The sequence below is a fragment of the Thalassobius sp. MITS945101 genome, assembly GCF_047123305.1.
Taxonomy (GTDB): domain Bacteria; phylum Pseudomonadota; class Alphaproteobacteria; order Rhodobacterales; family Rhodobacteraceae; genus Thalassobius.
The window spans coordinates 416,259-425,548 of the sequence record NZ_CP138918.1 but is presented as its reverse complement, the minus strand read 5'-3'; the positions used below and the strand labels follow the sequence as shown (position 1 = coordinate 425,548).

Annotated in this window: 12 protein-coding genes and 1 pseudogene; all 13 read left to right on the top strand. The window is 56.7% G+C overall.

Annotation, left to right across the window (positions count from 1 at the left end):
• Positions 1-237: 237 nt before the first annotated feature.
• The 13 genes and pseudogenes from rpsL to SIC14_RS02195 all read left to right on the top strand — a co-directional run bounded on the left by rpsL (position 238) and on the right by SIC14_RS02195 (position 9,222).
• Positions 238-609 carry a 30S ribosomal protein S12 gene (gene rpsL, locus SIC14_RS02255; RefSeq protein ID WP_005621086.1) on the top strand — a complete coding sequence of 124 codons (372 nt, stop codon included), beginning with the start codon at positions 238-240 and terminating at the stop codon, positions 607-609.
• Between the two features lie 12 nt (positions 610-621).
• Positions 622-1,092, top strand: a complete 471-nt coding sequence (rpsG, locus tag SIC14_RS02250) for a 30S ribosomal protein S7 (RefSeq protein WP_412564223.1) — start codon at positions 622-624, stop codon at positions 1,090-1,092.
• Positions 1,093-1,113: 21 nt separating this feature from the next.
• A complete protein-coding gene (fusA, locus tag SIC14_RS02245) occupies positions 1,114-3,231 on the top strand; it encodes an elongation factor G (protein ID WP_412564222.1) in 2,118 nt (705 codons plus the stop codon).
• Positions 3,232-3,285: 54 nt separating this feature from the next.
• Positions 3,286-4,461: an elongation factor Tu gene (tuf, locus tag SIC14_RS02240; RefSeq protein ID WP_412564221.1), complete on the top strand. Its 1,176-nt coding sequence runs from the start codon at positions 3,286-3,288 to the stop codon at positions 4,459-4,461.
• Between the two features lie 489 nt (positions 4,462-4,950).
• Positions 4,951-5,265, top strand: coding sequence for a 30S ribosomal protein S10 (rpsJ, locus tag SIC14_RS02235; protein ID WP_058245166.1), 315 nt, complete (start codon positions 4,951-4,953; stop codon positions 5,263-5,265).
• Positions 5,266-5,280: 15 nt separating this feature from the next.
• Positions 5,281-6,006, top strand: coding sequence for a 50S ribosomal protein L3 (gene rplC, locus SIC14_RS02230; RefSeq protein WP_412564220.1), 726 nt, complete (start codon positions 5,281-5,283; stop codon positions 6,004-6,006).
• Complete coding sequence (rplD, locus tag SIC14_RS02225; protein ID WP_412564219.1) at positions 6,003-6,620, top strand: 50S ribosomal protein L4; 618 nt, start codon at positions 6,003-6,005, stop codon at positions 6,618-6,620. The genes rplC and rplD overlap by 4 nt, the downstream gene beginning before the upstream one ends.
• Positions 6,617-6,910, top strand: a complete 294-nt coding sequence (locus SIC14_RS02220; protein ID WP_412564218.1) for a 50S ribosomal protein L23 — start codon at positions 6,617-6,619, stop codon at positions 6,908-6,910. The genes rplD and SIC14_RS02220 overlap by 4 nt, the downstream gene beginning before the upstream one ends.
• 117 nt (positions 6,911-7,027) lie before the next feature.
• Positions 7,028-7,255 (top strand): annotated as a pseudogene (locus tag SIC14_RS02215) (NAD(P)-binding domain-containing protein); the annotation flags it as partial.
• 116 nt (positions 7,256-7,371) lie between these two features.
• Entirely contained in the window at positions 7,372-7,818 is a 447-nt protein-coding gene (locus tag SIC14_RS02210; protein WP_412564217.1) for a pyrroline-5-carboxylate reductase family protein, read from the top strand.
• A gap of 99 nt (positions 7,819-7,917) precedes the next feature.
• Entirely contained in the window at positions 7,918-8,049 is a 132-nt protein-coding gene (locus tag SIC14_RS02205) for a hypothetical protein (RefSeq protein WP_412564216.1), read from the top strand.
• A gap of 407 nt (positions 8,050-8,456) precedes the next feature.
• Positions 8,457-8,723, top strand: coding sequence for a hypothetical protein (locus SIC14_RS02200; RefSeq protein ID WP_412564215.1), 267 nt, complete (start codon positions 8,457-8,459; stop codon positions 8,721-8,723).
• A gap of 292 nt (positions 8,724-9,015) precedes the next feature.
• Entirely contained in the window at positions 9,016-9,222 is a 207-nt protein-coding gene (locus SIC14_RS02195) for a hypothetical protein (RefSeq protein ID WP_412564214.1), read from the top strand.
• Positions 9,223-9,290: the final 68 nt, after the last annotated feature.

Genomic DNA, 9,290 nt, shown 5'->3' with positions numbered 1-9,290 from the left:
CTATATGCCGCAACATCCGGCTGATGGGGGACGTCCCGATAACGCCGAATCCATAATTGAGAAGGCCAAGTCCTGAGCTACTTTGAAGCTTGCGACCTCTGGAAACTCACCGCGTTGTTTGCCTCGGTACGGGAACATCGCGGATTTTGCGCTATGCGGACGCGCGTCGCGCAGACAGTCATCGTTCAGGGCAGTCGCCTTGGATAAACATTGTGAAGCAAACGGGAAAGTGACCCTATGCCAACGATTCAACAGCTGATCCGCAAACCGCGTCAGCCCAAAGTCAAGCGCTCCAAATCTATGCACCTGGAGCAGTGCCCGCAGAAACGCGGCGTCTGCACCCGTGTATACACCACCACTCCGAAGAAGCCGAACTCGGCGATGCGTAAAGTTGCGAAGGTTCGCCTGACCAACGGCTTCGAAGTGATCTCTTACATCCCCGGTGAAAGCCACAACCTTCAGGAACACTCCGTGGTTCTGATCCGTGGCGGCCGTGTAAAAGACCTTCCGGGTGTGCGTTACCACATCCTGCGTGGTGTTCTGGATACCCAGGGCGTTAAAGATCGTAAACAACGTCGTTCGAAATACGGCGCCAAGCGTCCGAAGTAAGGAGATCCAAGTATGTCTCGTCGTCACGCTGCAGAGAAGCGCGAAGTACTGCCCGACGCCAAATTTGGCGATCGTGTACTGTCGAAGTTCATGAACAACCTGATGATCGACGGTAAGAAGTCGGTTGCAGAAAAAATCGTTTACAACGCGCTGGACCGTGTTGAAACCAAAATCAAGCGCGCACCGGTCGAGGTCTTCCACGAAGCCCTGGACAACATCAAACCGGCCGTCGAAGTTCGTTCGCGCCGTGTTGGTGGTGCAACCTACCAGGTTCCGGTTGAAGTGCGCCCTGAGCGCCGTGAAGCCCTGGCCATCCGCTGGCTGATCTCGGCTTCGCGTTCGCGCAACGAAAACACCATGGAAGAGCGCCTTGCTGGCGAGCTGCTGGACGCTGTCCAGTCCCGTGGTGCCGCTGTTAAAAAGCGCGAAGATACTCACAAGATGGCCGACGCGAACAAAGCGTTCAGCCATTACCGCTGGTAATTCCATAGGGGCATTAGACCAATGGCACGCGAATTTCCGCTCGAACTATACCGTAACTTCGGGATCATGGCGCACATCGATGCAGGTAAAACCACCTGTTCCGAGCGCATCCTGTACTACACCGGTAAAGAACATAACATCGGTGAGGTGCACGATGGTGCGGCCACCATGGACTGGATGGAGCAGGAGCAGGAACGCGGTATCACCATCACCTCGGCTGCGACGACCACTTTCTGGGAACGCACCGAGGATGGCGCAACCGCCGACTCTCCCAAGCACCGTCTGAACATCATCGACACCCCCGGCCACGTTGACTTCACCATTGAAGTTGAGCGTTCGCTGGCGGTTCTCGATGGCGCAGTTTGTGTTCTGGACGCCAACGCTGGCGTTGAGCCGCAGACCGAAACCGTGTGGCGTCAGGCTGACCGCTACAAGGTTCCGCGTATTGTGTTCGTCAACAAGATGGACAAAATCGGCGCAGACTTCTTCAACTGTGTGGACATGGTTCGCGACCGTACCGGCGCCAACGCTGTTCCGGTTGCATTCCCGATTGGAGCAGAAACCGAGCTGGAAGGCCTGGTTGATCTGGTGACCATGCAGGAATGGCTGTGGCAGGGCGAAGACCTGGGCGCATCCTGGATCAAAACCGACATCCGTCCCGAGTTGAAAGACCAGGCTGACGAATGGCGTGCGACCATGGTTGAAGCCGCGGTTGAAATGGACGACGCTGCAATGGAGGCCTACCTGGAAGGGGAAGAGCCTGACGTTGCAACTCTGCGCAAACTGCTGCGTAAGGGTACCCTGGAAATGGCCCTGGTGCCTGTTCTGGGTGGTTCGGCGTTCAAAAACAAAGGTGTACAGCCGCTGCTGAACGCTGTGATCGACTATCTGCCCAGCCCGCTGGACGTTGTTGATTACATGGGCTTCAAACCCGGCGACGAAGACGAAGTTCGTGACATCGCGCGTCGTGCAGACGACGACATGGCCTTCTCGGGTCTGGCGTTCAAAATCATGAACGACCCCTTTGTTGGCTCGCTGACCTTCACCCGTATCTACTCGGGCGTTCTGAACAAGGGCGACAGCATCCTGAACTCGACCAAAGGCAAGAAAGAGCGCGTCGGTCGTATGATGATGATGCACTCGATCAAGCGTGACGAGATCGAAGAAGCTTTTGCTGGTGACATTATCGCTCTGGCGGGTCTGAAAGACACCACCACCGGTGACACCCTGTGTGACGCCAAAGAGCCGGTTGTTCTGGAAACCATGACCTTCCCCGATCCTGTGATCGAGATCGCCGTGGAGCCCAAGACCAAAGGTGACCAAGAGAAGATGTCGCAGGGTCTGGCCCGTCTGGCCGCAGAAGATCCTTCCTTCCGTGTGGAAACTGACCTGGAATCCGGTCAGACCATCATGAAGGGCATGGGCGAACTTCACCTGGACATCCTGGTTGACCGTCTGAAGCGTGAATTCAAGGTTGAAGCGAACATCGGTGCACCTCAGGTTGCCTACCGTGAAACCATCAGCCACGAAGCCGAAGTTGACTACACCCACAAGAAACAGTCGGGTGGTTCGGGTCAGTTTGGTCGCGTTAAAATGGTCATCACCCCAACCGAAGCGGGCGAAGGTTTCTCCTTCGAATCCAAGATCGTTGGTGGTTCGGTTCCCAAGGAATACATCCCGGGCGTCGAAAAAGGCATCCAGTCTGTCATGGACTCCGGCCCGCTGGCTGGCTTCCCCGTGATCGACTTCAAAGTTGCGCTGATCGACGGTGCTTACCACGACGTTGACTCCTCGGTTCTGGCCTTTGAAATCGCTGCCCGTGCTGGCATGCGTGAAGGCATGAAAAAAGCAGGTGCAAAGCTGCTTGAGCCGATCATGAAGGTCGAGGTGATCACCCCGGAAGAGTACACCGGTGGCATCATTGGTGACCTGACCTCGCGTCGTGGTCAGGTGTCTGGTCAGGAAGCCCGCGGGATCGCGATTGCAATTGATGCAAACGTGCCGCTGGCCAACATGTTCGGCTACATCAACACCCTGCGTTCGATGTCGTCCGGCCGTGCCCAGTTCTCGATGCAGTTCTCGCACTACGATCCGGTGCCGCAGAACATCAGTGACGAAATCCAGGCGAAATACGCCTAAGCGATTTAGGGGACCGGATGATCCGGTCCCCCTTTCAAGATAAAGGAGGCCATCATGGCAAAGGAAAAGTTTGAGCGTTCCAAACCGCACGTTAACATCGGCACCATCGGCCACGTTGACCACGGCAAAACCACGCTGACCGCAGCAATCACCAAATACTTCGGTGACTTCCAGGCATACGACCAGATCGACGGCGCGCCGGAAGAGAAAGCCCGCGGCATCACCATCTCGACCGCACACGTTGAGTATGAGACCGAGTCGCGTCACTACGCCCACGTTGACTGCCCCGGCCACGCCGACTACGTGAAAAACATGATCACCGGTGCGGCCCAGATGGACGGCGCGATCCTGGTTGTGAACGCAGCTGACGGCCCGATGCCGCAGACCCGTGAGCACATCCTGCTGGGCCGCCAGGTTGGCATCCCGAAGATGGTTGTTTTCCTGAACAAAGTTGACCAGGTTGACGACGAAGAGCTGCTGGAGCTGGTGGAAATGGAAGTCCGCGAGCTGCTGTCCGAGTATGACTACCCGGGTGACGATATTCCGATCATCGCAGGTTCCGCTCTGGCGGCGATGGAAGGCTCCAAGCCTGAAATCGGCGAAGAGAAAATCAAAGAGCTGATGGCAGCTGTTGATGAGTACATTCCGCAGCCTGAGCGTGCCGTTGACATGCCCTTCCTGATGCCGATCGAGGACGTGTTCTCGATCTCGGGTCGTGGTACCGTTGTGACCGGCCGTGTTGAGCGTGGCGTGATCAATGTTGGTGACGAGATCGAAATCGTTGGCATCAAAGACACCTCGAAAACCACCTGTACCGGTGTTGAAATGTTCCGCAAGCTGCTGGACCGCGGTGAAGCCGGCGACAACATCGGCGCGCTGCTGCGTGGTGTGGATCGTGAATCGGTTGAACGTGGCCAGGTTCTGTGTGCCCCGGGTTCGGTGAACCCGCACACCAAGTTCGAAGCTGAGGTCTACATCCTGACCAAGGAAGAAGGCGGCCGTCACACCCCGTTCTTCGCGAACTACCGTCCGCAGTTCTACTTCCGGACCACCGACGTGACCGGCACCTGCATCCTGCCCGAGGGCACCGAGATGGTGATGCCTGGCGACAACCTGAAACTGTCGGCCGAGCTGATCGCCCCGATCGCGATGGAAGAAGGCCTGCGCTTCGCCATCCGTGAAGGTGGCCGCACCGTAGGTTCCGGTGTTGTGTCGAAAATCCTGGCCTAATTCAGGTTAGCGATAGCTACGAAAAGGGCGCCCCCAGGGCGCCCTTTTTGCATGCGGAGGTTGGCCGACTTTTCTATAACGCATCGCACATGAACCGCAGGGGCGAAGCTAAGCGCCCGCCCCATCAAACCGGTGGTCTGTCTCCGACAAAACGGGAGCGGTTCGGGCGCCGCCAAATCTCTGATTTGGCACGTGGAATACGCCGCATTGAGATCAGAGTTTAATGTCTGCCGTCGATCCCATGCGCTTGCGGACGATTGGGCGCGAGCCGTGCGCGTGGCGTTCGGGCGGCGGCTACGGAATGCGCCGCCTCACATTTCCCGCGAAACCTCGCAAAACCCCTTGCCAGACAGGCTTTCCCGCTGTAGGACGCGCGGGTCTGTGTATGCAGATAGGGGCGGGGTGATTCCCGCCTTTTGGGTTCGACGAGGATCGGCGATGGTCGCTGACCCTCCTCTCAACTCCAACGCCTAGAAAAAGGCTGACGAAATGCAAAGTCAAAACATTCGCATTCGGCTGAAGGCATTTGATTACCGTGTGCTGGATGCCAGCACTCAGGAAATCGTAAACACTGCCAAGCGCACCGGCGCTCAGGTTCGTGGCCCGATCCCGCTTCCGAACAAGATTGAGAAGTTCACCGTTCTGCGTGGCCCTCACATCGACAAGAAATCCCGCGACCAGTTCGAGATCCGTACGCACAAGCGTATGCTCGACATCGTTGATCCGACCCCCCAGACCGTTGACGCGCTGATGAAGCTCGACCTCGCCGCTGGTGTGGACGTCGAGATCAAGCTGCAAGCGTAATCGGAGGGTATGACTATGCGCTCTGGTATTATCGCTAAAAAGGTGGGCATGACCCGCCTGTTCATGGAAGACGGCAAGCAGATCCCTGTAACCGTTCTTCAGCTGGAAAACCTGCAGGTCGTTGACCAGCGCACCGATGAACGTGACGGTTACACCGCCGTTCAGCTGGGCGCCGGTTCGGCAAAAGCCAAACGCACCTCGGCCGCCATGCGTGGTCACTTCGCCAAGGCCAATGTTGCGCCGAAGCGTAAGCTGGCAGAATTCCGCGTTTCCGCTGACAACCTGATCGAAGTGGGCGCCGAAATCTCGGCTGAGCACTACGTTGAAGGTCAGAAAGTCGACGTTGCGGGCACTTCGATCGGTAAAGGTTTTGCCGGTGCTATGAAGCGTCACAACTTCGGTGGTCTGCGCGCGACACACGGTGTTTCGATCTCGCACCGTTCGCACGGTTCGACTGGTCAGTGTCAGGATCCCGGTAAGGTTTTCAAAGGCAAGAAAATGGCCGGCCACATGGGTGCCGTCCGTGTCACCACTCAGAACCTGGAAGTTGTCAAAACTGACGCCGACCGTGGTCTGATCATGGTGAAAGGTGCCGTTCCCGGTTCCAAAGGTGGCTGGGTCACCGTTAAGGACGCCGTGAAAAAGGCTCTGCCTGAAAACGTACCGTTCCCGGCAGCTCTGAAAACCGCAGCTGCAGAAGCTCCGGCAGAAGAAGCACCTGCCGAAGGGGGTGAAGCATGAAACTTGATGTGATCAATCTCGACGGTGGCAAGGCCGGTTCGGTAGAACTGTCCGAAGACCTGTTCGGTCTGGAAGCACGTGCGGACATCCTGCACCGTGTGGTTCGTTGGCAGCGCAACAACGCGCAGGCCGGCACCCACAAGGTGAAGACCCGCTCGGAAACCTCCTACTCGACCAAGAAGATCTATCGCCAGAAGGGCACCGGTGGTGCACGTCACGGCGATCGCAACGCGCCGATCTTCCGTAAAGGTGGTATCTACAAAGGCCCGACCCCGCGTAGCCACGGCCACGACCTGACCAAGAAGTTCCGTAAACTTGGTCTGAAGCACGCACTGTCGGCGAAAGCCGCTGCAGGTGAGCTGGTTGTGATCGAGAACGCTGAGACCGAAGGCAAAACCGCCGCGCTGGCCAAACAGGTGAAAAACCTGGGTTGGAAACGCGCACTGATCATTGACGGTGCATCCGTGAATGAAGGTTTTGCTCAGGCCGCGCGCAACATCGAAGGTCTGGATATCCTGCCGACGATGGGTGCCAACGTTTATGACATCCTGAAGCGTGACACCCTGGTGATCACCAAAGCAGGTGTCGAAGCTCTGGAGGCTCGCCTGAAATGACCAAAGCTGCACTCTATGATGTGATCCGCAAACCGATCATCACCGAAAAAGCGACCATGGCGTCGGAAAACGGTGCGGTTGTGTTTGAAGTGGCAATCGACAGCAACAAACCCCAGATCAAAGAAGCTGTTGAAGCTGTCTTTGGTGTGAAGGTCAAAGCCGTCAACACCACCGTCACCAAAGGTAAAGCCAAACGTTTCCGCGGCCAGCTGGGCAAGCGTAAAGACGTTAAGAAGGCTTACGTTACCCTGGAAGAGGGCAACACCATCGACGTGACCTCCGGTCTCTAAGTCGAACGGTTTTGAAAGCTAAAGAAGGCCCTCGCGCAAGCGGGGGCCTTTTTCGTTTGCGTTGACAGCACGGCGGGGGCTGCGTCAGACAGGCGGCCTGAACAAGAGGATTTGGCAATGGCGTTGGAACAACGAAGCCTTGGTATCATTGGCGGGTCTGGCATGCTGGGGGCGGCGCTGCTGCGGGCTGTGCTGGGGCAGAAAAGCTTACAGGGGGGCCGGCAGTTCACGATTTCCAACCGCAGTGGTGTGGCGCCGGATTGGGCGGAAGGTGTGGCGGTGACCACCTCCAATGCGGAACTGGCAGCGGGGTGTGACACGGTGCTGCTGTGTCTGCCTCCAGCGGTCTTCGCCGATATGGAGCTGGATCTGTCGGGCAAGCTGGTGATTTCGGTCATGGCGGGGGTGGATCTGGCGACCTTGCAGATGCGGACAGGGGCCAGCCGGGTGGTGCGGGGGCGATGTCCAGCCCGGCGGCGGCGCAGGCGCTGGCCTATTCGCCCTGGGTGGCCCGCACGGCTGTGGATCGCGCCGATCGCCAGCTGGTCACACAGCTGTTTGAGGCCTGCGGTGCAACAGATGAGATCGCGGAAGAGCCGCTGCTGGATCACTTCACCGCCATGACCGGCCCGGTTCCGGGGTTTGTTGCCTTCTTTGCCGAGGCGATGATCAACCACGCCACCGCACAGGGCATCCCGCCCGAGATCGCCGATAGGGCCATCCGGCAGCTGTTCCTTGCCAGTGGTCAGATGCTGGCCGAAGGTGCCTCTGCGGCGGAACATGTGCAGGGAATGGTCGACTATGCAGGCACCACGGCGGCTGGGCTGGAAGCGATGCGCGCTTCCCCTCTGGCGGAGCTGATTTCAGCTGGATTAACGGCCGCAGCCCAGAAAGCGCGGGAGATCTAGGGCAGGCCCTGCTAAATCGCCTCAAACTGATGGCTTTTCTATAACCCTTTCTTCAACCCTGCCGTTGTACAAGAGGTAACGAGTAGAGGAGTTAGAGTGATGAAGTTCCGCAAGTTGGGTGTAGCAGCCATGTTGATCACCGGTGCCCTTGTCCTGTCAGGCTGCGGCGGTGGCGGCGAACTGGCCGTCCGTGACGTACCGCAGATGAAACATCCAGTCTACGACATCTGATCCCGCAAACGATCAGTCAAGCACGCAAACGCCGTCCCCTTGGGGCGGCGTTGGTGTTTGTGCTGGCCGCTCTTGATTGTGCCCTGTTGAGGGAAGTAGGTTGCGATCAACATGTTTCATGCGCGCCAGCCTTGGAACCTCTGAGCCAGATGTTGTGGATTGTGTGGCTCAGGAAGAGCTGATTGGCGCGCCTCTTGTTGGCCGTTACGGTGCGGTGGTCTTTCACGAACCCGCGATGAGAGATGTTCAGTGGTCTGGAAGTTTAATTGCAGCATGACCGGGACAAACTATGTAGTTGGATAGCCATGAAATTAATTGGAAGTAGAACGGAAGAGGGCTACCGACGCGAGTTGCTAGCGGGTCAGCGGTTTTTCTTAGAGGACAGGCGCGGGAGGGTGCTTTTCTCAATGATCCAAGCGAAATTTCCAAAAGTGAAGGCCGTTAATCTGTTGCATTGGGTGCCGGAGCAAGGCGAGGATTTTTATGACATACTCATCGATGATGAAGTTGTTCTGAAAGTAGAAGTTCCACATAGCATAAGTCATTTAGCTGAGCTGGATTTTGAATGTACAGAGCTGAAGAACTATATTCTTGGCCTGTCTCGAACTTCACGAATTAAGTTAGCCATAGCGCTCGATTTGGCTCGAGCTTGGCCTGATGTGGAACAGTCTTAGCGAAAAACGGGTTCGAACTTGGCTCCCCCCTAGGCTCCCCCCTCACCCTGTTTCATCGCGCCCAACGTGAGGCTCGGCTTCGTTCCGGGGCTTGTGATATTGAAACAATGGGACACTTGGGTCAGAGGTGGAGAATTATGCGGCTCAACAAGGGCCAGATGGCGTGTGCTATAACCAAGTCATTCACAAAACTGGCGCAAACGGGGGGCTATGGACGTTCCTTTCATTTTTCAGAATGATGCTGGGACAAGTGTTGGCCGCCTGATTACATAAACAATCCGGGAAAAATGAGATGGAAGAGCGCACCATAGAGCTCTACGATACTGTTAGAACCGTTTCAAAGCATGCTTCAATTGATTTTGGCTCAATTGGTGTTGTGGTTGATGTGCCCGTAGAAGGTGGTGATGTTTTTGTTGAGTTTATGAATGCTGATGGTTCTACTATCTGCTTGCTGGATTTGATGGTTTCAGATTTGGAGATTGTTTCCTCAGCAAAATAGGCAGGACCGTGTCCGTGAAATCCTCGAAGGAATCTAGGCGGCTGACGGATCGTCCACGCGATGCCTTC

Coding starts and splice junctions, on each gene's coding strand:
- rplD (WP_412564219.1), top strand. CDS start 6,003: ATGAAACTTGATGTGATCAATCTCGACGGTGGCAAGGCCGGTTCGGTA.
- fusA (WP_412564222.1), top strand. CDS start 1,114: ATGGCACGCGAATTTCCGCTCGAACTATACCGTAACTTCGGGATCATG.
- SIC14_RS02200 (WP_412564215.1), top strand. CDS start 8,457: ATGATCCAAGCGAAATTTCCAAAAGTGAAGGCCGTTAATCTGTTGCAT.
- SIC14_RS02205 (WP_412564216.1), top strand. CDS start 7,918: ATGAAGTTCCGCAAGTTGGGTGTAGCAGCCATGTTGATCACCGGTGCC.
- rpsL (WP_005621086.1), top strand. CDS start 238: ATGCCAACGATTCAACAGCTGATCCGCAAACCGCGTCAGCCCAAAGTC.
- rpsG (WP_412564223.1), top strand. CDS start 622: ATGTCTCGTCGTCACGCTGCAGAGAAGCGCGAAGTACTGCCCGACGCC.
- SIC14_RS02210 (WP_412564217.1), top strand. CDS start 7,372: ATGTCCAGCCCGGCGGCGGCGCAGGCGCTGGCCTATTCGCCCTGGGTG.
- rpsJ (WP_058245166.1), top strand. CDS start 4,951: ATGCAAAGTCAAAACATTCGCATTCGGCTGAAGGCATTTGATTACCGT.
- rplC (WP_412564220.1), top strand. CDS start 5,281: ATGCGCTCTGGTATTATCGCTAAAAAGGTGGGCATGACCCGCCTGTTC.
- SIC14_RS02195 (WP_412564214.1), top strand. CDS start 9,016: ATGGAAGAGCGCACCATAGAGCTCTACGATACTGTTAGAACCGTTTCA.
- SIC14_RS02220 (WP_412564218.1), top strand. CDS start 6,617: ATGACCAAAGCTGCACTCTATGATGTGATCCGCAAACCGATCATCACC.
- tuf (WP_412564221.1), top strand. CDS start 3,286: ATGGCAAAGGAAAAGTTTGAGCGTTCCAAACCGCACGTTAACATCGGC.